The organism is Flavobacterium sp. ACN2 (genome assembly GCF_002303885.1).
In the GTDB taxonomy this organism is placed as follows: Bacteria; Bacteroidota; Bacteroidia; order Flavobacteriales; family Flavobacteriaceae; genus Flavobacterium.
In genome coordinates this window covers 40,324-61,340 of the sequence record NZ_MRCM01000020.1, presented here as the reverse complement: position 1 = coordinate 61,340, position 21,017 = coordinate 40,324, and the positions used below count along the sequence as shown (strand labels likewise).

The 21,017-nt window shown below is 33.4% G+C and carries 22 protein-coding genes; 12 read left to right on the top strand and 10 right to left on the bottom strand.

Annotated elements, in window-relative coordinates; genetic code table 11:
- Positions 1 to 199 precede the first annotated feature (199 nt).
- The 4 genes from BSF41_RS20605 (at position 200) to BSF41_RS20590 (ending at position 3,963) form a co-directional block, all read left to right on the top strand.
- Positions 200 to 1,978: an ABC transporter ATP-binding protein gene (locus tag BSF41_RS20605; protein ID WP_095931385.1), complete on the top strand. Its 1,779-nt coding sequence runs from the start codon at positions 200 to 202 to the stop codon at positions 1,976 to 1,978.
- Positions 1,979 to 2,046: 68 nt separating this feature from the next.
- The gene (locus tag BSF41_RS20600) at positions 2,047 to 2,415 is read left to right on the top strand and encodes a PUR family DNA/RNA-binding protein (protein WP_095931384.1); all 369 of its coding nucleotides are present in this window, start codon (positions 2,047 to 2,049) and stop codon (positions 2,413 to 2,415) included.
- 154 nt (positions 2,416 to 2,569) lie between these two features.
- Complete coding sequence (locus BSF41_RS20595) at positions 2,570 to 3,394, top strand: alpha/beta hydrolase (RefSeq protein WP_095931383.1); 825 nt, start codon at positions 2,570 to 2,572, stop codon at positions 3,392 to 3,394.
- A 23-nt stretch (positions 3,395 to 3,417) separates the two neighbouring features.
- On the top strand, positions 3,418 to 3,963 hold the full coding sequence (locus BSF41_RS20590; protein ID WP_095931382.1) for an alpha/beta hydrolase: 546 nt from the start codon (positions 3,418 to 3,420) through the stop codon (positions 3,961 to 3,963).
- A 168-nt stretch (positions 3,964 to 4,131) separates the two neighbouring features.
- On the opposite strand, the gene BSF41_RS20585 is transcribed toward BSF41_RS20590, so the two are convergent.
- On the bottom strand, positions 4,132 to 4,467 hold the full coding sequence (locus BSF41_RS20585) for a tRNA-binding protein (protein WP_095931381.1): 336 nt from the start codon (positions 4,465 to 4,467) through the stop codon (positions 4,132 to 4,134).
- Positions 4,468 to 4,597: 130 nt separating this feature from the next.
- Here BSF41_RS20585 and BSF41_RS20580 point away from each other — a divergent pair, with 130 nt between their 5' ends.
- From BSF41_RS20580 to BSF41_RS20570, 3 genes are all read left to right on the top strand, one after another.
- Positions 4,598 to 5,491: an alpha/beta fold hydrolase gene (locus BSF41_RS20580; RefSeq protein ID WP_095931380.1), complete on the top strand. Its 894-nt coding sequence runs from the start codon at positions 4,598 to 4,600 to the stop codon at positions 5,489 to 5,491.
- Positions 5,492 to 5,618: 127 nt separating this feature from the next.
- Positions 5,619 to 6,173, top strand: a complete 555-nt coding sequence (locus tag BSF41_RS20575; protein WP_095931443.1) for a thioredoxin family protein — start codon at positions 5,619 to 5,621, stop codon at positions 6,171 to 6,173.
- Between the two features lie 372 nt (positions 6,174 to 6,545).
- Positions 6,546 to 6,941 carry a GreA/GreB family elongation factor gene (locus tag BSF41_RS20570; protein ID WP_095931379.1) on the top strand — a complete coding sequence of 132 codons (396 nt, stop codon included), beginning with the start codon at positions 6,546 to 6,548 and terminating at the stop codon, positions 6,939 to 6,941.
- A 106-nt stretch (positions 6,942 to 7,047) separates the two neighbouring features.
- Here the strand turns inward: BSF41_RS20570 and BSF41_RS20565 are convergent, their stop codons facing one another.
- The 8 genes from BSF41_RS20565 to BSF41_RS20530 form a co-directional block, all read right to left on the bottom strand.
- A complete protein-coding gene (locus BSF41_RS20565; RefSeq protein ID WP_095931378.1) occupies positions 7,048 to 7,353 on the bottom strand; it encodes a cytochrome C in 306 nt (101 codons plus the stop codon).
- Between the two features lie 103 nt (positions 7,354 to 7,456).
- Positions 7,457 to 8,389, bottom strand: a complete 933-nt coding sequence (locus tag BSF41_RS20560; protein WP_095931377.1) for a peptidylprolyl isomerase — start codon at positions 8,387 to 8,389, stop codon at positions 7,457 to 7,459.
- A gap of 42 nt (positions 8,390 to 8,431) precedes the next feature.
- A complete protein-coding gene (locus BSF41_RS20555) occupies positions 8,432 to 9,586 on the bottom strand; it encodes an MFS transporter (protein WP_253251866.1) in 1,155 nt (384 codons plus the stop codon).
- Positions 9,587 to 9,728: 142 nt separating this feature from the next.
- Complete coding sequence (locus BSF41_RS20550; RefSeq protein ID WP_095931375.1) at positions 9,729 to 10,079, bottom strand: cupin domain-containing protein; 351 nt, start codon at positions 10,077 to 10,079, stop codon at positions 9,729 to 9,731.
- A 10-nt stretch (positions 10,080 to 10,089) separates the two neighbouring features.
- Entirely contained in the window at positions 10,090 to 10,995 is a 906-nt protein-coding gene (locus BSF41_RS20545) for a reprolysin-like metallopeptidase (RefSeq protein WP_095931374.1), read from the bottom strand.
- 9 nt (positions 10,996 to 11,004) lie between these two features.
- A complete protein-coding gene (locus BSF41_RS20540) occupies positions 11,005 to 11,877 on the bottom strand; it encodes a sugar phosphate isomerase/epimerase (protein ID WP_095931373.1) in 873 nt (290 codons plus the stop codon).
- 31 nt (positions 11,878 to 11,908) lie between these two features.
- On the bottom strand, positions 11,909 to 12,445 hold the full coding sequence (locus BSF41_RS20535) for an NADPH-dependent FMN reductase (RefSeq protein ID WP_095931372.1): 537 nt from the start codon (positions 12,443 to 12,445) through the stop codon (positions 11,909 to 11,911).
- 68 nt (positions 12,446 to 12,513) lie between these two features.
- Entirely contained in the window at positions 12,514 to 12,867 is a 354-nt protein-coding gene (locus BSF41_RS20530; RefSeq protein WP_095931442.1) for a hypothetical protein, read from the bottom strand.
- A gap of 179 nt (positions 12,868 to 13,046) precedes the next feature.
- Here BSF41_RS20530 and trmD point away from each other — a divergent pair, with 179 nt between their 5' ends.
- Positions 13,047 to 13,727: a tRNA (guanosine(37)-N1)-methyltransferase TrmD gene (gene trmD, locus BSF41_RS20525; protein ID WP_095931371.1), complete on the top strand. Its 681-nt coding sequence runs from the start codon at positions 13,047 to 13,049 to the stop codon at positions 13,725 to 13,727.
- 63 nt (positions 13,728 to 13,790) lie between these two features.
- Here trmD and BSF41_RS20520 read toward each other — a convergent pair whose 3' ends face one another.
- Positions 13,791 to 14,528 (bottom strand): hypothetical protein, encoded by a 738-nt coding sequence (locus BSF41_RS20520; RefSeq protein ID WP_095931370.1) that lies wholly within the window; start codon positions 14,526 to 14,528, stop codon positions 13,791 to 13,793.
- A gap of 259 nt (positions 14,529 to 14,787) precedes the next feature.
- Here BSF41_RS20520 and rplS point away from each other — a divergent pair, with 259 nt between their 5' ends.
- The 4 genes from rplS to BSF41_RS20500 all read left to right on the top strand — a co-directional run bounded on the left by rplS (position 14,788) and on the right by BSF41_RS20500 (position 21,016).
- Complete coding sequence (rplS, locus tag BSF41_RS20515) at positions 14,788 to 15,138, top strand: 50S ribosomal protein L19 (protein WP_095931369.1); 351 nt, start codon at positions 14,788 to 14,790, stop codon at positions 15,136 to 15,138.
- Positions 15,139 to 15,418: 280 nt separating this feature from the next.
- Entirely contained in the window at positions 15,419 to 17,638 is a 2,220-nt protein-coding gene (locus BSF41_RS20510; protein WP_095931368.1) for an NADP-dependent isocitrate dehydrogenase, read from the top strand.
- Between the two features lie 143 nt (positions 17,639 to 17,781).
- Positions 17,782 to 20,163 carry a TonB-dependent receptor gene (locus BSF41_RS20505; protein ID WP_095931367.1) on the top strand — a complete coding sequence of 794 codons (2,382 nt, stop codon included), beginning with the start codon at positions 17,782 to 17,784 and terminating at the stop codon, positions 20,161 to 20,163.
- A 31-nt stretch (positions 20,164 to 20,194) separates the two neighbouring features.
- Positions 20,195 to 21,016, top strand: coding sequence for a DUF4249 domain-containing protein (locus BSF41_RS20500; protein WP_095931366.1), 822 nt, complete (start codon positions 20,195 to 20,197; stop codon positions 21,014 to 21,016).
- Position 21,017 lies beyond the last annotated feature (1 nt).

Genomic DNA, 21,017 nt, shown 5'->3' with positions numbered 1-21,017 from the left:
CTAGTATAAATTAGTTAAAATTATGAATTCGTCAAAAAGACTTCTCAAACATAATTAAAAAATACACATGTGCTAATTTTTTATCTTTAAAATAACAATATTACAATATAATTGTTTTGATTAAATCGCAAATTATTATAATTTTCTTTAATAATAATTCTTAAAAACAAATCAATTCAATATTAGATTTCTTAAAAAAATGAAAGAATTAAGCTATTTAAATAAATATTTCATTAAATATAAATACAGTTTCTCTGCAGGTATTTTAATAACCATAATCGCACAAATATTTTCTTTATTTACACCAAAACTTATTAGTAAGTCTTTAAATGCTATTGAAAATTTTGATAAACTTTCTGTTGCAGAGCAAAACTCCGAAGCTGTTATCGCCAGTTTTCGTCAGGATCTCATTCATAATGTGCTACTTATCATCGGAACTACGATTGTCGCAGGTTTTCTGACGTTTCTAATGCGCCAGACTTTGATCGTAATGTCACGTCATATTGAATTTGATTTAAAAAATGAAGTTTTCAGACAATACGAGAATCTTTCTCAGAATTTCTACAAACAAAATAGAACGGGAGATTTAATGAACCGTATTAGCGAAGACGTTTCCAAAGTTCGTATGTATGTTGGGCCCGCAGTAATGTATACTATTAATACATTTATTCGTTTTGCGATCGTTATAATATATATGTATAATGTATCGCCACTTCTTACTTTATATACTATTTTGCCTTTGCCAATTCTTTCATATTGCATTTTCAAGTTAAGTTCTGAAATCAATAAAAGAAGTACCACTTTCCAACAATACCTTTCTAAAGTTTCCAGTTTTACTCAGGAAATTTTTTCAGGAATTCGCGTAATAAAAGCCTATTCGTTAGAAAATCAACATCAGAACAATATGGTTGATTTGGCTGAAGAAAGCAAACGTAAGAGTTTAAGCCTAGCAAGAGTTCAATCTTTATTTGGACCTTTAATGATTGCGCTTATCGGAATCAGTAATTTGGTTGTAATCTATTTTGGAGGTGTAATGTACATTAATGGAACCATTCCTAATATCGGAACCATCGCAGAATTTATTTTATACGTAAATATGCTGACGTGGCCAGTTGCTTCTTTAGGATGGGTTTCTTCTATGGTTCAGGAAGCAGAAGCCTCTCAAAAACGTTTGAATGAATTTTTGAAAATCGAACCAGAAATCAAAAACAAGAACGAAAACTCATCTGATATCCAAGGAAATATCTCTTTCGAAAATGTTTCTTTTACTTATGATGACACCAACATTGAAGCTTTAAAAAATGTTTCTTTTACAGTAAAAAAAGGAGAAACATTGGCAATCCTCGGAAAAACAGGTTCTGGAAAATCGACTATTCTTTCTTTGATTTCGAGACTATATGATGTAACCGAAGGCGAAGTTAAAATTGACGGAAACGAAATCAGTACTTTAAACCTAAACGATCTTCGCAACAACATCGGAATCGTTCCTCAAGATGCTTTCTTGTTTTCTGATACGATTAAAAACAATATCAAATTCGGAAACCAAAATGCAACTGATGATGAAGTAATCGAAGCTGCTAAAAACGCGGTGGTTCATGATAACATTATCGCTTTTAATAAACAGTATGACACCGTTTTAGGAGAAAGAGGAATTACGCTTTCGGGCGGACAAAAACAGCGTGTTTCTATTGCTAGAGCGATTATTAAAAACCCTGCAATCTTACTTTTTGACGATTGTTTGTCGGCTGTTGATACCGAAACCGAAGAAATGATTTTGAACAATTTATTTGAGATTTCTAAAGACAAAACAACCATAATTGTAAGTCATCGAGTTTCATCTGCAAAGAATGCAGACAAAATTATCATATTAGAAGATGGTAAGATAATTCAACAAGGCTCTCATAATCAATTAATAAATCAAGAAGGATATTATTCGGCGTTATATTTAAAACAACTTTCGGAAAAAGAATTACTTTAATTGTTGCGTAATAGATAATTTTTTATGATTTTTGAGTACTATTAATTCCAAAAATGATAGAACGTATTATGAGAGAAAATGACATGTTAGAAAAAGAAGAGATTTTTTCTAAAGTATTACGAGCAGGAAGAAGAACTTATTTCTTTGATGTGAGAGCTACCAAAGCTGATGATTATTACATTACTATTACCGAAAGCAAAAAATTTACTGAGGAAGATGGTTCTTTTCACTTCAAAAAACACAAAATTTACTTATACAAAGAAGATTTTAGTGCTTTTGCCGAAATATTAGAGGAAATGACTTCTTATGTTTTGAACCACAAAGGCGAAGAAGTAATTTCTGAAAGACACCAAAAAGACTTTAAAAAAGAATACAGTTCTGAAAAAACTGAAAGTCAAAGATCTAGTTTTACAGATATCGATTTTGACGATATTTAATCAAAATCATCTACATAAAGTAGAAGTCCAATTTGTTCTGCATTTTGGACTTTTTTTATATATTTAGTTTTCGTATAAAGTTAAAAGTTATTAGGTTAAGAGTTAAACGTCATAACTTACACCTCATAACTCATAACATTCAACTTCCATAAAAATGAAAAAATTAATTCTTCTTTTAAGTTTCATCTTCTTCGGAATTTCACTTTCTGCGCAGAATACAGAATATGAAACGAAAAATAATATTCAATATTATAATGCATCCGTAAATAAATCAGATAAATACATTAACGAAAGATGTGTGTTGGATATTTATTATCCAAAAAATAAAACCGGATTTGCTACAATCGTTTGGTTTCACGGCGGCGGATTAACTGGCGGAAACAAAGAAATTCCTGAAGCTTTAAAAAATAAAGGTTTTGCTATTATTGGTGTAAACTATAGATTGTCACCAAAAGCAAAAGCTGAAAAAGCGATAGAAGATGCAGCAGCAGCTGTTGCATGGACTTTTAACAACATTGCAAATTATGGAGGTGATAAATCTCAGATTTTTGTTTCTGGACATTCGGCTGGAGGATATTTAGGAATGATGATTGGTCTGGATAAAAAATATCTCCAAAAAGAAAACATTGATGCCAATCAAATTGCTGGACTTATTCCGTTTAGCGGACAATGTATTACACATTTTGAAATTAGAAGAGAAAACGGAATTCCTGAAAAACAGCCTACAATTGACCAATTTGCTCCTTTATACCACGTTCGCGCCGATGCTCCGCCATTATTATTAATTACTGGAGATCGTGAATTAGAAATGTTGGGACGCTATGAAGAAAACGCATACATGGCCAGAATGATGAAATTGGTTGGCCACACACAAACTAAATTGTATGAATTGGACGGTTACGACCACGGAATGACCGAACCTGGTTTTCCTCTTTTGGTAAAAGAAGTAAACCGAATTTTAAAAGAACGCAAAAAATAATCACTAAATAAAATTCCACGGCAATGGAGACACAACTATTAATTATACCAGGACTTGGAGATTCTGGAGAAAAACATTGGCAAACCTTTTGGCACGAAAAATTCCAAAACTCGATTCGTGTTGTACAAGATAATTGGGATGAACCTATTCTAGAAGAATGGCTTGACCGATTAAACGAGAATATCTCTAAACTTAATAAACCAACTATTTTAGTAGCACATAGTTTAGCCGTATCATTGGTTTTGCATTGGGCAGAAAAATACAATAATCCGAATGTTATCGGTGCTTTTTTAGTCGCTCCTGCAGATGTCGATTCGCCAGAACACACGCCAGAATGCACAAGAAATTTTTCGCCAATTCCGCTTTATCACTTGCCTTTTTCTTCGGTAGTTGTGGCAAGCGAAAATGATCCTTATGCTTCTTTTGAAAGAAAAAAATATTTCGCTGAAAAATGGGGAAGTGATTTTGTAAATGTTGGCCAACAAGGTCACATTAATTCTGATTCCGATTTAAAATATTGGGAAGAAGGACAGGTTATTTTGCAGAAGTTGATTGAAAGGATTGAATAGTGGTCAGTATTTTAGTGGTCAGTGTTCAGTTTTTTTTTAGTATTCAGTATTCATTTTTAAAGAAAGCTCAACACTAATTTCTTTTCGCTCTTTTAAAACTGATCACTAAGAAACTGAACACTGATAACTTTCACTAAACTGATCACTAATAAACTGACCACTGAACACTTACCCAATACGTAATCCATTAGGAATCTTAAAATCTGGAGCCAATAAAATAACATCTCCTTCCTCGCCTACTGCGCCAAGCACCAGACATTCACTCATGAACTTTCCGATTTGTTTTCTTGGGAAATTGACAACTGCCACAATCTGACGATTTACTAAATCTTCCTTTTGGTATCGTTTTGTAATTTGTGCAGATGATTTTCTAATTCCGATTTCTGAGCCAAAATCGATCGTTAATTGATAGGCAGGTTTTCTTGCTTCAGGAAAATCATTGACTTCAATAATAGTTCCTACGCGCATATCTGTGCGCTCAAATTCATTCCAGGTTAAATCCATTTTTAAATTGTATTATTTACAAACCTATAAATTTTGTAATTAATGCGCCTAATTCTATAACCTATTTCTTCTACTTACGAGCTAATTTTACTTGAAGAAAAACGAAAATACTCACGTAAAAAGATATAACATGGAACATACTGAACCAAATGCATGCATGTCAATTAAGGATTTTGAATCTAATTTAAAACAGGTTCATACCGATAAATATATAGAAACTGCTCAAAATGTGAGGCTTTATGTAAAGGATTACGGTCAGGGAAAACCTGTTATCTTAATTCACGGCTGGCCGCTTTCTAATGAAATGTGGGAATATCAGATTGATCATTTAGTACAAAATAATTATCGCGTAATTGCCTACGACCGACGCGGATTTGGAAAATCTTCTCAACCGTGGGATGGTTACGATTATGATACTTTAGCAGATGATCTAAAGGAAATTATTGAGCAATTAGAATTAGAAAATGTAACTCTTGTTGGTTTCTCAATGGGCGGTGGCGAAGTGGTTCGTTATTTCAGCCGTCATGGCGGAAAAGGAGTTACAAAAGCAGCTTTGATTTCGTCAATCATTCCTTTTCTGCTAAAAACGCATGATAATCCAGACGGACATCCAAAAGAGAAAAGCGAAAATACGGCAGCAGCAATAAAAGAAGATAGAATTGCTTTTATTGATAATTTCGGAAAAACTTTTTTTGGCGTCAATATTATCAATAAACCTTTAAGTACGCCTTTATTAGAATACTACAGAGCTTTATGTTCAGCGGCTTCTCCACGCGCTACTTTAAAATGTGCTGAATCTTTTTCATTCACAGATTTTAGAGATGAAGTAGATTTCATTAAAGTTCCAACTTTAATCATTCACGGAGACGATGATAAAATTGTGCCAATTGACCTTACATCCAGAAAAGCAGCAAAATCTATAGCCAACAATACTTATATCGAATATGAAGGTGCACCTCACGGACTTTTTTATACCGATAGAGAAAAGCTAAATGAAGATTTACTGGCTTTTTTGAATTCATAAAAACTTAAAAAAGTATCCAAAGAAGCAAGCTGGATCAGCTAACTGCTTTCTTTGGGTATTTTTTATTATTGTGCTCTTTTATTTACAGATTTTTAAAGCTACTTTTGAAAATCAAATTTCGAATAAAATGGCACGAACTGAATCAACAATGCTTCCATTAGGAACAGTTGCACCTGATTTTTACTTAAAAGATACCAACTCGAACAATACTTTTTCTTTTGAAGATTTAAAAGGTTCGAAAGGCACTTTGGTAATGTTCATTTGTAATCATTGTCCATTTGTGCATCATGTAATAAGCGAAATTGTAATGATTGCAAATGATTATCGCGTTCAAGGACTTGGAGTAATTGCCATTTCTAGTAATGATGTTGTTAAATATCCTGAAGACAGTCCAGAATTAATGACGGACTTTGCCATGGAAAACAAAATTGATTTTCCTTATTTGTACGATGAAAGTCAGGAAACAGCAAAAGCTTATCAAGCGGCTTGCACTCCAGATTTCTATTTATTTGATAATCAAGACAAATTATTCTATCGCGGACAACTTGACGATTCAAGACCTGGCAACGGAATTCCTCTTAGCGGAAGCGACCTTAGAGGGGCGATTGACGCCTTAATTTACAACAGAAGTTTAAAAGAACCACAGAAACCTAGTTTGGGCTGTGGCATTAAATGGAAGTAAAACCTCACTAAATTCAAAAAGATTAACTATCTTTGCAAATCAATTTAATCCTCCTTATGGGAAATATAGTATCAATTACAGGCTCTATAAAGTCGTTTTGCTTAGCAAAACCGCTACCTGCTGTAATTATTTCACATAATAAGGCCTTTATTTTTTAGGCCTCCGTCTACTTCACTTTTCTTCTTTTTGACGGAGGATTTACATCAGCTTAAACATTTTATTATTTGACAAAAATCAATTTTTGATCAGATCTTTTTTTGTTTTTCAGATTAAACATTTCGATTCTGTTAAAGTCAGAGAAATTTTTACTTGTAGATTATTCTAAGAAGAAAACATCATTTAAAATTTTATAACAATAAATTCAATATAGATATGAAACCAACACCCACTTTCTGTAAATCAGATTATCAATTTTTAAGAGAATTGATTTTAAAAAGTAAAAACTCGACAAATACTAAAGAAGCCAATCAGCTTTCGCAAGAATTAGATCGCGCTGTAATTAGTAAAGAAAGCGAATTGGATAGTTCGGTAATACGAATCAATTCATTTGTAACGATAGAAGATGTAAAAGCCAAGAAACAAATGAAAATTCAAATCGTTTTACCTTCAGCAGCAGATGTAAAACAATCTAAAATATCAATTCTAGCACCTTTAAGTGTTGCTATTATTGGGTTTAAAGAAAATGACGAAGTTGATTGGGAATTACCCGCTGGCATCAAAACTTTAAAAGTAATAGCTGTAGATAACTCTGCAGTACATCATTCTTAAATTTAAAAACACCTCATTTTGTGACGGTGTTTTTTTTATATCTATTTGAAAACAAAAAAACTGTTCGATTGAACAGTTTTTTTTATTCTTATTACTTAAATCTAAATTACAATTGCGAATCAATATAATTTGTAATTGAAGCCATTTGAGTTTCGTTTAATTTTGCTTTTTTACCCATTTTTACCAAAATCGGCGTCCATTCTGTTTTTGTATACTCTTTTGGTTCATAGAGCTTATGACATCTCGCACAACTGTTCTCGTAAAGACTTTTGCCTTCTGCTAATTCTGGAGTTAATTCTTTTGTTTTAACTTCCTTTTCAACAGGAGCAGTTTCTGCGACAGCCGTTTTTTTAGTACCACATGCCGCTGCAAACAACATTATGGCCATTAAACTTAAAATCGTTTTTTTCATTTCTTGGTTTTGCTTTTTTTAATTCAAGTAAATATAAAAAAATCCCATACGCTACGGCGCATGGGATTATTATTTAAAACAATACTAAATTGTTTTTAAAGTCTTATTTTACGTCCATTAATTCAACGTCGAAAATCAAAGTTGCGTTTGGTGGAATAACTCCTCCAGCACCAGCTGGTCCATATCCTAAATCAGATGGAATAACAAAACGAGCTTTGTCTCCAACTTGCAATAAAGCAATACCTTCGTCCCATCCTTCAATAACTTGTCCAATTCCTAATTTGAATTCGATTGGTTTTTTACGTGGGTAAGAAGAATCAAATACTTTTCCGTTTTCTAGAGATCCTTCGTAGTGAACAGAAACTGTTTTTCCTGCTTCAGCTCTTTTTCCTTCTCCTTTTTGAATCATTTTATAACGTAAACCGCTTTCTGTTCTATCAAAACCAGCAGCTAATTGTTCCATTTTTGCTTCAGATTCTGCTTTTAAAGCTGCTTCTCTTTTTAGACGAGCACCTTTTAAACCAATGAAAGCTTCAATCGCATTCCATTTTTGAGCTTCTTCTCCAACTCTGATAATCTCAACTGACTCTAAATTGTCTCCTTGAGCAACAGCATCAACAACATCTTGTCCTTCAACAACGTTTCCAAAAACAGTATGTTTATTATCTAACCAAGGAGTTGCAACGTGAGTAATGAAAAATTGAGAACCATTACTTCCAGGTCCTGAATTTGCCATAGATAAAACTCCTGGACGATCGTGTTTTAAACTTGGGTGAAATTCATCATCAAATTTATAACCTGGATCTCCAGTTCCAGTCCCTTTTGGACAACCACCTTGAATCATGAAATCTGCAATTACTCTATGAAAAGTTAATCCGTCATAGAATTTTTGTCCTTGAGGCTTCACTTTATTTTCCATAATTCCTTCTGCAAGAGCAACAAAGTTACCTACAGTTCCCGGTGTCAAATCGTGCGTCAATTTTACTAAAATTGAACCTTTGCTAGTATTAAATTTAGCGTATATTCCGTTTTCCATGTTGTTATTTTTAATTTGAACGCAAATTTACAAATTAATTTTTTAATCAATTTGCGCTTTTGCCTTTTTAGATTTTGATTTATAAGTAAGTCCATAGACTATTAATGACAAAGTAGATAAAATCATACATCCAATAGCTACAGCGTGCCATCCGCCCCATTTCCATAGCATTAAACCATAAGCAGATCCTGCAGCGGTACCTAGAAAAGTAAGCGACATAAACACCGTATTTAATCTGTTTCTAGCTTCTGGCAATAATGAATAGACTCGTGTTTGGTTTGAAATGTGAACGCCTTGAATTCCGATATCAATAAACACAATTCCGATTGCAATACCGATTACACTTTCAATAGCAAAATAGAAAACTATAAAGCTTATTAAAACTAATAAACAGCCATAACCTACTGCAATTCTAGAGTTTCCTTTATCTCCTAATTTACCAACCAAAGGCGCAGCCAAAGCTCCAGAAGCTCCAACGATTCCAAACAGACCAATTGTAGCACTATTAAAATTAAAAGGTTCGCCAGAAAGCAATAAAACCATTGTAGTCCAGAATGCTCCAAACTGAGCAAAACTAAAAACATTAATTGCCGTTGCTTCGCGCAAAACAGGTTGCGTTTTGATTAGCGTAAATAAAGATTGGATTAATTGGCCGTAAGTTCCTTGAAACTGTGGTTTATTCTGCGGAAATTTACTTTGAATGACAAAAAAGATTAAAAGACAAATTCCGGCTGCGATATAAAACATCGATCTCCAGCCTAAAACTTGGCCGATAAATCCGCTTAAAGTTCGCGAAAGCAAAATCCCAACTAAAAGTCCGCTCATAATAGTTCCAACCACTTTTCCTCGTTCTTCAGGCGCGCTTAAAGAAGCGGCAAGAGGAAGAATAAGCTGTGGCACAATCGACGTGATTCCAATTAGCAATGAAGCAATTTGCAAAACAAGAAAACTTTTGGCTGTTGCTGCAATTAATAAAGCAATTACAGTAGCAAAAGTGGTCATTAAAATTTGCCTTTTTCGTTCTATTTTATCGCCAAGCGGAACCATAAAAAACAGTCCGATCGCATAACCTGCTTGAGTTAGATAGGTTATTGTTCCAGCGCTGGCTTCAGGAATTTTAAATTCGTTGGCAATTAAAACAATCAAAGGCTGGCAGTAATAAAGATTTGCAACTATAAGACCAGTGCAAACTGCCATAAAAAGTACATTTGTTTTAGATAAATTCATGCTGCAAAAATACCGATCTAATCTTAATTGAATCTTTAAAAAAGTTATAAAATTTTTAAATTTAAGATTAGATCAGGATTTTAAACCCAAAAATCAACTGATTTTAAACCTGTTATGATTTTAAAAAATCTTCTCTCGCAGGGCCAAAAACATCCGTTAGCATTCCTGTTTCCAAACAAACAACTCCATGAATTGCATGAGGCGGAATGTAAAAACTATCGCCTTCCTTTAACGTTTCGGTCACACCGTTTATCGTAACATCGAATTTTCCGCTTGCTATGTAAGTAACTTGTGTATGATAATGTTCGTGTAAAACACCAATTCCGCCTTTCTCAAAATGCACATTTACCAGCATCACTCTTTCATCAAAAGCTAAAATTTTGCGTTTTATTCCTTCTCCGACTACTTCCCACTCGATTTCATCTCCTTTTATAAATTCCTTGCTTGTTCCTATACTCATAATCTTTTTATTTTTATTGAATGCTTTTAAGGTCTTTTTCCATCAATTCTAAACCTTCATTTAATTTATTTCCCTTGAAGTACTTTTCTAACTCAAGTAACCTTTTTTTATTATCGTATTTTAATCCCGAATTTAGTTTTCTTTGACAAAGAGAACACAATCTAAGGGAATGCCTATCTGTTTCTACCATGCTATTTGTTCCGTTCATAACACAATTCGCTTCAATGCAATGATGCAAACCGAACATATGCCCTATTTCGTGTGAACAAATCTTCAATAATCGATCTAAACTCAAATTAAAGTCTGCTTCTTTTTGCATTCTGTACATCGAACTTACCGCAATTTTATCCCTATAAGATGCTAATCCAAAAACATAATTCCATTCTGGCTTTGGGTACAAATCTTTTTCTGTTATGGCCATTAAAGCAACTCCTTTATCGGGCTTTTCTTTTTTTAACACATCGGTTAAAATATAACCTGCTAAAAATTGTTCCTGCCCAACAGCTCCAATTCTTCTAGCATTATTCGGAATAATATCATTTGAAACATCTTTTAAAACTTTGGTTTCTAGCTGAAAAAATATTTGCAAATATTGACGAACCAATTCAATTTGTTTGACTTGCAACGAATTAAATGTTCCTATAGGCTGCAGATAAATAATATTTTCTTCTTTGGATGGAACAACATGTTTTGTTTTAATAAACTGCTCAAAAGTCTGCCCTTTTTCATTACGAGAATACAGCCAATTTCCAAAAACTGGCTCAGCAAGCTTAACATCATTAACTTTAATATCTACAAAATAAGGCTCAGGAGGTAATATTTGCTGTAAAGTTTGTTGTGGCAACGAACTTTCTTTTTCCTTTTTATCAGATTGACATGAACAAAGAATTACAAATACCAATAAAAAAAGTCTCTTCATAAACATGAATTAGATTAAATTTTTCGAAATAAAATCGCAACTCGTTTTAATGGATTCAAAAGAATTTGAAGCAAAATTATTCTCCTGTTCTACAAAAAAATGAACTATTCCCGATTGTTTTGCTTCTTTGAAAATAGGTTTAAAATCGATTGTTCCAGAACCAATTTCGGTATTTAGATCCTTATTTATTTTGTCTTTATCTTTTACGTGCCACATTTTAAAGCGGCCGGGATTTTCTTTGAATAATTTTAAAGGATCATTTCCAGAATGAATTACCCAATACAAATCCAATTCAAAAAAGACCAAATCTTTATCCGTTTCTTTTAATAAAATTTCATAACCCGTTACGCCATCGTGCTTTTGAAATTCAAAATCATGATTATGATAAGCCAGTTTCAAACCTGCACTTTTACACATTTTTGCGGCTTCATTTACACGAGCGGCTATCTTTTTATAATCTGCAATATTTCTTCTGAAAGGTTCATCAACCCACGGAACAGTTAGAAATTCGCTTTTTAGAATTTTAGCAGCTTCAATTGATGCAATTAGTTCCTCGGTGTTTCCATCGTACAAAAAGCTTCCTAAATTGTAATGTCCGCTAACGGCTTTCAATCCATTATCATATAAAATCTTTTTAAGTTCTTTTGGCGTTAATCCCCAAAACTGATCTTTTGTCGAAAAACCATATGTTTCGACATTGGTATAACCTGCTTGGGCAACTTTTTCTAAAGTTCCTTTTACATCTTTCGGAAGTTCTTCACGAAGCGTATACAGTTGTAAGCCTATTTCTTTTTTATTCATAGAAAATGCAAATGATGGTGAAGCCCAAACAGCAGTTGTAGCAAGACCTGTGGTTACGATAAAATTTCTTCTGCTAATCATTTTATGATATAAATTTCAGAAAGTAAATATATTATAAAAATTGATTCTTAACGTTTTCTGCAAAATTTTGAAGTGCTTTTGCAGTTTCTTCTGATGCGATTTCGCCTTCAGCGCTAACTTTTCCGCGAACTCCCTGAATTAAAAGCTGTGTTGCATCATCAAATTTAGCTTCAAGCGTTTTCATTACCAACAAAAGCTGCTCATGTCCCATTTCTCCAGAGGCAGAAGCTGTAATAAGACCTGTATTTTTGTTTGAAAAAATCGTGGTTGAAACACACCATTCTAAAGCATTTTTTAAACTTCCCGGAAGACTAAACAAGTATTCGGGCGTGCAAATAATAATGCCATCAGCATCTCTTATTTTATTTCTAAATGAAGTGATTTCTTGCGGAGGATTATCAGTATCTAAATCGGGATTAAAATGAGGAAGGCTTTCTAAATCTTCGAAAATTTCTATTTCAAAATTAGGTTTTAAATAATTTGAAATGTATTTCAGAATTTTGAAATTACTGGAATTACTTCTCGTACTTCCAGATATGGCAAGGATTTTTATTTTGGGTGAAGTCATTAAATAAACAATTCGTATTTCTAAATAAATCTAAAAATACGAATTGTATAAAAATATAGGCCAAAAAATTACTTAGAAGTCAATAAGTTTAGTCCTTCCATTTTTACAGAATCAATTGCTTGAGGCGGATAATTCTGTTTCTCTTGTCGTGTTGCCGTTACTTTACCAACTGTATTTATATAAATATAATTATAACGCCAGTAATTTGATCCGGCCAAAGACGTTGTTCCGTCTTCAGAAAAAACCTGATCTGCATAGACTAGTATTTCTCCATTTCGATTATTATCTAAGGTTCTTACCGGATTACCTAGGATCTTGAGGACTTTCGATTTTTCTTCTCCCACGGCTACACTTGCCGTATTGGTACTTGCACACGACATAAAGAGTGCAAATACAGCGGGAATTAGTATTGTTTTTTTCATAACTAAGTTTAAATTTATGTTCGGCATTTGGATATTATTATCTGATAATCAACATTGTAATAATAAATAAAGTTATTACTTTAAATTTTATACAATTCAAAAATTATGTTATATAATTATTACCAAAAGACTCTCTGCAATATTTGTATCTTTGCCAGAAAGAAAATTATCGAATAAAGATGCGAATTGACATTATTACACTTTTACCCGAATTATTAAGAAGTCCGTTTGAGGCCTCAATTATGAAACGCGCCATTGATAAAGGTTTGGTCGAAGTGCATTTTCACAATCTTCGTGATTACAGTACAAATAGACAAAAAAGTGTAGATGATTATCCTTTTGGTGGAGGTGCCGGAATGGTAATGACAATTCAGCCTATTGATGATTGCATTACGCATTTGAAAAGTCAGCGAGAATACGACGAAGTAATATATATGTCACCAGATGGCGAGACTTTAGACCAAAAAATGGCAAATAAGATGTCAATGTATGAAAACATTATCATTTTGTGCGGACATTACAAAGGTGTTGACCAAAGAGTTAGAGATCATTTCATTACAAAAGAAATCTCGATTGGCGATTATGTTTTATCTGGAGGAGAATTGGGCGCCATAGTTTTATCTGATGCTTTAATTCGATTAATTCCTGGTGTTTTAAGTGACGAAACCTCAGCCTTAACAGATAGTTTTCAGGACAATTTACTTTCAGGACCAATATATACAAGACCTGCAGATTATAAAGGATGGAAAGTTCCAGAAGTTTTAACCAGCGGACACGCAGCCAAAATCGACAAATGGCGAGAAGACATGGCGTATGAACATACTAAAAATAGACGACCAGATTTGTTGGAAGATAAATAGTAATCAGTGTTTAGTGTTCAGTTTTTAGTGACTGAGACCGAAAACTGTGACTGAGACTAAAATCTATCCGCTATAATTCATAGATGTAATGTGATTGCCAGATAGTTCTATGTCCAGCAAATGATCTCGGTAAAAATCATCTCCAGCAGTAACAGATGTGAAAGTACCATCATCATTAATAATTATTAAAACTCGATATAATTCTAAAGTATCATACCAATCAAGATCTGCTCTAATTTGCGAATCATATTGTTCTTTGTTATAAAAATCAATTAATTCGTTTTTACAATTTGAAAGCCAATTAATGTGCTCAACTATTTTATCAAAATACGCTTCAATATGATTATTTGGTAAGTAAATCGAAAATTTACCTTTTTCAAGAACCTTATTAAATACAACAATATTTTTGTTTTTAATTTTAAATTTCTTTTCGTCTTTTTTTGACTGTGAGAAATCATTCAGAACTAATTGCACTTTTTCTTTTTTCCCTCTAAGTTTCCTAAGATCCTTTATAATAAAATTGTTTTCATGCGAATTCGCTTTCTGCTCCAAAAAATACAGTTTAGAAGTATCCTTTGTGTTTTTTGAATCTGCAGCTTCTTTAAAAGTTTCAAAAGCTGATCTATGAAAACCCAAAAGAATATAAACATTTGAAAGAACTAAACTTTCCTGTTTGTTTTTCTCAATGCTTTCTAGTTCATACAAAAGGTCATACATTTTCTCAACACTTTCTTTAGAACCATTCGATTTTCTAAATTCATTAGAAAAATCGATATATTCTTTCATATAATTTTTATCCATCGTATTTTAATCAAAACCTATACAAATGTAAGATTTCACCTTAAATAACATAGCAAAAATACAATTCTCATGTTCAAACATTAATAACAACAAAAACCATAAATTAGAACCATAAAACACATTTTATCAAACAGTTAAAATAATTTACAATTTATAATTCATAATTTATAATTATTTTTTACATTTGCACCCGAATTAGACTAACCTCTGGCGAGATCCGTGAATGTTACTCTATTAAAAACAATAATAAAAAATTATCATGGCAGATTTATTAAAATTCGTTCAAGACGAATTCGTTGCTAGAAAAGATTTCCCTGTATTTGGAGCTGGAGATACTATTACAGTTTTCTACGAAATTAAAGAGGGTGAAAAAACTAGAACTCAGTTTTTTAAAGGAGTTGTTATTCAAAGAAGAGGTTCTGGTAACACAGAAACTTTTACTATTCGTAAAATGTCTGGAGCTATTGGAGTTGAGCGTATCTTCCCAGTAAACTTACCAGCTTTACAAAAAATCGAAATCAACAAGAAAGGTGCTGTACGTAGAGCTAGAATTTTCTACTTCAGACAACTTACTGGTAAAAAAGCTAAGATTAAAGATAAAAGAAGATAATCATTTATCAATCTGTTATAAAAAACTCGTTTCATATTGCTTGAAACGAGTTTTTTTTATGTTCTATTTCTACCACTAACAAAACCGTAATTTTTTAATACCAAAATCATCGATTTAGCAATTTAACGAGCTCGAAATAACAATCTGTTAATTTCGTCTTTTCTCATCAAAACTCAACCGTTTTCGTTGTGATTTTATTATATTTGCTCCGCTCATTTTGAGCCGAATATATCTTTTACATCGTTAACTCCTGACGATACGATTATAAAAAAAAAAGAAAATGAATAAATCAAAAATTTTTTACACCTTAACTGATGAGGCGCCGTTATTGGCAACTTACTCTTTGTTACCAATTGTTCAAGCTTTTACAGCAACAGCTGGAATTGAAATCGAAACCAGAGATATTTCGCTGGCAGGAAGAATTTTATCAAATTTCCCAGATTCTTTGACAGATGCTCAAAAAACTGGAGATGCATTGGCAGAATTAGGTCAATTAGCAACTCAGCCAGAAGCTAACATCATCAAATTACCAAACATTTCAGCATCTGTACCACAATTAAAAGCGGCTATTGCTGAATTACAATCGCACGGATACAACGTACCAAATTTCCCAGAAGATCCACAAAACGATGCTGAAAAGGAAATTAAAGCTAAATATGCAAAAGTATTAGGTTCTGCTGTAAACCCAGTTTTACGTGAAGGAAACTCTGACCGTAGAGCTCCAAGAGCAGTTAAAAACTTTGCAAAAGCAAACCCGCACTCTATGGGTGCTTGGTCTGCTGACTCAAAAACTAAAGTGGCTTCTATGTCAGGCGGTGATTTTTACGGAAGTGAAAAATCACTGACTGTAAATGAAGCTAATGATGTAAAAATCGAATTTGTTGCTAAAGACGGAACTGCAACTGTTCTTAAAGCAAGTACGCCATTAAAAGCTGGAGAAATTATTGATAGCTCTGTTTTAAGCGTAAGCAAATTAAAAGCTTTTGCTGCTGATGTTATCGCTGAAGCTAAAGCTGCAGGAGTGTTACTTTCTGTACACTTAAAAGCTACAATGATGAAAGTTTCTGATCCAATTATCTTTGGCGCTATCGTTGAAGTATATTTTGCAGATGTTTTCGAAAAATACGCTTCTTTATTTGCTGAATTAAACGTTGACACTAGAAATGGTTTAGGCGATATCTACGCTAAAATCGCTGGAAGACCTGAGCAAGCAGAAGTTGAAGCTGCTATCGATCAGGCAATCGCAAACGGACCAGCTTTAGCAATGGTAAATTCTGATAAAGGAATTACAAACTTACATGTTCCTTCAGACGTAATTGTTGATGCTTCTATGCCAGCAATGATCCGTACTTCTGGACAAATGTGGAATAAAGAAGGTAAAGCACAAGATACATTTGCTGTTATTCCAGATAGATCTTATGCTGGAGTTTATACTGCAACTATCGATTTCTGTAAAAAACATGGTGCTTTTGACCCGAAAACAATGGGAAGTGTTCCTAACGTTGGATTGATGGCTCAAAAAGCTGAAGAATACGGATCTCACGATAAAACTTTCCAAATTAAAGGTGACGGTGTTGTACGTGTGGTTGATGCAAACGGAAATGTTTTAATGGAGCAAAATGTTGAAGCTAATGACATTTTTAGAATGTGTCAAGCAAAAGACGCTCCTATTCAAGACTGGGTTAAATTGGCTGTAAACAGAGCTCGTTTATCTAGTACTCCTGCTGTTTTCTGGTTAGACGAAAATAGAGCACACGATAGAGAATTGATCGTAAAAGTTCAAAAATACCTTAAAGACTACGATACTACAAACTTAGATATTCGTATTTTAAACCCAATTGCTGCTACAGAATTTACTTTAGACAGAATCATCAAAGGTTTAGATACGATCTCTGTAACAGGAAACGTTTTACGTGACTACTTAACAGATTTATTCCCAATCTTAGAATTAGGAACTTCTGCTAAAATGCTTTCTATCGTTCCGTTAATGAATGGTGGTGGATTGTTTGAAACGGGTGCTGGAGGTTCTGCTCCTAAACACGTTGAGCAATTTACAGAAGAAGGATACTTACGTTGGGATTCATTAGGAGAATTTTTAGCTCTTGGTGCTTCTTTAGAGCATTTAGGACAAACTTTAGACAACTCTAAAGCTATTGTTTTATCTGAAACTTTAGATCAAGCTAACGATAAATTCTTAGCAAACGATAAATCTCCAGCTCGTAAAGTAGGTCAAATTGACAACCGTGGTTCTCACTTCTATTTAGCTTTCTATTGGGCTCAAGCTTTGGCTGCTCAAACTAAAGATGCTGAATTGCAAGCTATCTTTACTCCAATTGCTGCTGAATTTGAAGCTAACGAAGCTAAAATCGATGCAGAATTAATTGCTGCCCAAGGAAAAGCTCAGAACATTGGAGGTTACTACCAACCAACTCCTGAGTTAATAAGCAAAGCAATGCGTCCTAGTGAAACTTTCAACGCTATTGTTGCTAAAATCAAATAATTCAGAATACATCTGTATTTCGAAATAAACAAAAAGGACAACCCACAAAGGTTGTCCTTTTTTTATCTTAACTTATGTTTAACAAAAGTTCCGTAAGAATATTTAGTAAGAATTCATTATCTATGTAAATCAAAATCAATATAATGATTACAAAAAATACCTGTACATTTCTTCTTTTCATTTTAACGATCTTCACCTCATTTGCGCAGGAAAAATTTACTTTAAGCGGAACTATCAGCGACAGTAAAAACAACGAAACTTTAATTGGAGTTAATATCTTTATTCCAGCTTTAAAAATTGGAACCACAACCAACGAATACGGCTTTTATTCTCTTTCTGTACCCAAAGGCGAATATGAAATCGAAATTAGCTACGTGGGCTATCAAACCATTCAAAAAAATATTGTTTTAGATCAGAATATAAAAAGCAATTTCTCGCTCAAAGAAGGTGGCGAAGAACTGCAGGAAGTCATCATTACAGAAAACAAAAGCAAATCCAATATCAAATCGCCAGAAATGAGCGTGAACAAACTCTCCATTTCGACCATAAAAAAAATGCCTGTTGTTTTAGGAGAAGTGGACGTTTTGAAATCTATTTTATTACTTCCTGGCGTTACCAATGCAGGTGAAGGAGCTTCCGGATTTAATGTCCGCGGAGGCGGTGCAGACCAAAACCTTATTCTTTTAGATGAAGCGACTATTTTTAATTCGTCTCACGTTTTCGGATTCTTTTCGGTTTTTAATCCAGATGCTATTAAAGATTTAAAACTGTATAAAGGCGGAATTCCTGCACGCTATGGCGGAAGAGCTTCTTCTGTTTTAGAAATTTATCAAAAAGACGGGAGCAGTAAAGATTTTCATATGAATGGCGGAATCGGATTAATTTCGAGCCGTTTACTGGCAGAAGGTCCAATTGTAAAAGACAAAGGTTCTTTTTTGATTGGCGGAAGGGCTTCTTATGCGCATCTTTTTCTTAAACTTTCTGAAGACAACAAAGACAATGCTGCTTATTTTTATGATTTAAATACCAAATTAAACTATAAACTCAACGATAATAACAGTTTGTATTTATCTGGATATTTTGGACGAGACGTTTTCAGATTAAATAAAAGTTTTACCAATACTTATGGAAATTCAACTTTAAATCTGAGATGGAATCATCTGTATTCTGATAAATTATTCTCCAATCTATCCTTAATTTACAGTGATTACTATTACGGATTGGATCTTGATTTTGTTGGTTTCAATTGGGATTCAGGAATCAAAAACTATAACATCAAATACGATTTCAAACATTATCTTTCAGACAAATTAAAACTGAATTATGGCGTTAATGGAATTTATTACAACTTTAATCCAGGAACCATAAAACCAACTGGGGAAGATTCTGGTATTAATCCAGATCAATTAGACAGAAAATATGCTTTTGAGCCTTCTATTTATTTAGATGCCGAAAGTCAAATTTCTAAAAGACTTACTGTCGCTTACGGATTGCGTTACAGCTTATTTTACAGATTAGGCGCTTCCACTATTAATTACTACGATAACAATGAAGCCGTAGTTTTTAATACCGACATGCAGATTTACGAAAAAGGCACGCCAACTTCAACACAATATTTTGGCAAAAACAAAGTCATTACGAGTTACAACAATCTTGAACCCCGTTTTTCTATTTCGTACCAATTAAACGAAGAACAAGCTCTAAAAGCGAGTTACAATAGAATGGCGCAATATCTTCAATTAATTTCTAATACCTCATCTCCTACTCCGCTAGATGTTTGGATGCCGAGCGATAATTACATTAAACCTCAACTTGCAGATCAGGTGGCGCTAGGTTATTTTAGAAATATTTATAATGACGCTTATTCGCTAGAAGTAGAAACCTATTACAAAAAAATACAAAACAGACTGGATTATATTGACGGAGCCGATTTAATTGCCAACAATGCCATAGAACAGGTTATTTTAAATGGTCAGATGCGCTCATATGGTTTAGAACTGATGATAAAGAAAAACAAAGGCCGATTTAATGGCTGGATTTCGTACACGCTCTCAAGATCAGAACAACAGACTCCAGGAAGAACTCCAGAAGAAATTGGCATTAACGATGGCAAATGGTACGCATCTGCTTATGACAAAACGCATAATTTAGCGATTACATCTGCATACAATTTAAACGAAAAATGGTCATTTGGTGCTAACTTTGCATTGCAGTCAGGACAACCCGTAACATATCCGAACGGGCAGTACCAATATCTAGGCATTATAGTTCCAAGTTATGGTTTACGAAACGAAAATCGACTTCCTTCTTATAATCATTTGGATATTTCTGCAACACTAACGCCGCGCAACAACAAAAATAGAAACTGGAAAGGCGAATGGGTTTTCAGTATTTACAATCTTTATAATCGAATGAATGCCGCTTCAATCAACTTTAGGCAAAATGTCGATACAGGAGCAAATGAAGCAGTGAGATTATCCATTTTCGGAATTGTTCCTGCAGTAAGTTATAATTTCAAATTCTAAAAAAATCAGTTCAAAAACTAAAAATAAGCTTATGAGAAAATTAGTTTTTTTAATCGTATTTTTTACATCATTGTTTTTCACTAGTTGCGAAGAAGTAGTTGATGTTGACTTAGATACAGCTCCTCCAAAACTGGTGATAGAAGCCGCTATAACTTGGGAAAAGGGCACGACTGGAAAACAACAAGTTATCAGATTAACATCGACAACAGGTTATTTTGAGAATGTAATTCCTGCAGTATCAAATGCGGTGGTTTATGTGACAAATAGCAAAAATCAGAAATTTAATTTTATTGAATTTAATAATACAGGGCGTTATATCTGCCCTAATTTCAGACCTGAAATTAATGAAGAATATACTCTAACCGTTATCGACAAAGGAAACACTTACACAGCATCTGAAGTTTTAAAATCAGTAGCGCCAATTAATCGAATCGAACAAAAAAATAACAGCGGTTTTACAGGAGAAGATATCGAAATAAAAGCTTATTTTACAGATCCTGCAGAGGAAGACAATTTTTATTTATTTAAATATGTCTATTCGAATAAAGTAACTTCAAATTATTATGTGTCTGAAGATAAATTCTATCAGGGAAATGAAATTTTCAGCAGCGCCATTGATGAAGATTTAAAAGCAGGAGATGAAGTCGAAGTAACGCATTACGGGATTTCTAAGCAATATTATAATTACATGAACATCTTGGTAAGTATAGCGGGAAGTAATGTTGGAGGTCCGTTTCAATCGCCGCCAGCCACCGTAAAAGGAAACATCATCAATACAACAGACAAAAATAATTATCCGCTTGGGTATTTCTCTCTAAGCGAAACCAGTACACAGAAATACAAAATTGAGTAAT

Coding starts and splice junctions, on each gene's coding strand:
- BSF41_RS20540 (WP_095931373.1), bottom strand. CDS start 11,877: ATGATTAGCAGAAGAAATTTTATCGTAACCACAGGTCTTGCTACAACT.
- BSF41_RS20575 (WP_095931443.1), top strand. CDS start 5,619: ATGGCACGAACTGAATCAACAATGCTTCCATTAGGAACAGTTGCACCT.
- BSF41_RS20500 (WP_095931366.1), top strand. CDS start 20,195: ATGAGAAAATTAGTTTTTTTAATCGTATTTTTTACATCATTGTTTTTC.
- BSF41_RS20600 (WP_095931384.1), top strand. CDS start 2,047: ATGAGAGAAAATGACATGTTAGAAAAAGAAGAGATTTTTTCTAAAGTA.
- trmD (WP_095931371.1), top strand. CDS start 13,047: ATGCGAATTGACATTATTACACTTTTACCCGAATTATTAAGAAGTCCG.
- BSF41_RS20545 (WP_095931374.1), bottom strand. CDS start 10,995: ATGAAGAGACTTTTTTTATTGGTATTTGTAATTCTTTGTTCATGTCAA.
- BSF41_RS20595 (WP_095931383.1), top strand. CDS start 2,570: ATGAAAAAATTAATTCTTCTTTTAAGTTTCATCTTCTTCGGAATTTCA.
- BSF41_RS20580 (WP_095931380.1), top strand. CDS start 4,598: ATGGAACATACTGAACCAAATGCATGCATGTCAATTAAGGATTTTGAA.
- BSF41_RS20570 (WP_095931379.1), top strand. CDS start 6,546: ATGAAACCAACACCCACTTTCTGTAAATCAGATTATCAATTTTTAAGA.
- BSF41_RS20560 (WP_095931377.1), bottom strand. CDS start 8,389: ATGGAAAACGGAATATACGCTAAATTTAATACTAGCAAAGGTTCAATT.
- BSF41_RS20555 (WP_253251866.1), bottom strand. CDS start 9,586: ATGGCAGTTTGCACTGGTCTTATAGTTGCAAATCTTTATTACTGCCAG.
- BSF41_RS20590 (WP_095931382.1), top strand. CDS start 3,418: ATGGAGACACAACTATTAATTATACCAGGACTTGGAGATTCTGGAGAA.
- BSF41_RS20510 (WP_095931368.1), top strand. CDS start 15,419: ATGAATAAATCAAAAATTTTTTACACCTTAACTGATGAGGCGCCGTTA.
- BSF41_RS20565 (WP_095931378.1), bottom strand. CDS start 7,353: ATGAAAAAAACGATTTTAAGTTTAATGGCCATAATGTTGTTTGCAGCG.
- BSF41_RS20505 (WP_095931367.1), top strand. CDS start 17,782: ATGATTACAAAAAATACCTGTACATTTCTTCTTTTCATTTTAACGATC.
- BSF41_RS20605 (WP_095931385.1), top strand. CDS start 200: ATGAAAGAATTAAGCTATTTAAATAAATATTTCATTAAATATAAATAC.
- BSF41_RS20535 (WP_095931372.1), bottom strand. CDS start 12,445: ATGACTTCACCCAAAATAAAAATCCTTGCCATATCTGGAAGTACGAGA.
- BSF41_RS20530 (WP_095931442.1), bottom strand. CDS start 12,867: ATGAAAAAAACAATACTAATTCCCGCTGTATTTGCACTCTTTATGTCG.
- BSF41_RS20585 (WP_095931381.1), bottom strand. CDS start 4,467: ATGGATTTAACCTGGAATGAATTTGAGCGCACAGATATGCGCGTAGGA.
- BSF41_RS20520 (WP_095931370.1), bottom strand. CDS start 14,528: ATGGATAAAAATTATATGAAAGAATATATCGATTTTTCTAATGAATTT.
- rplS (WP_095931369.1), top strand. CDS start 14,788: ATGGCAGATTTATTAAAATTCGTTCAAGACGAATTCGTTGCTAGAAAA.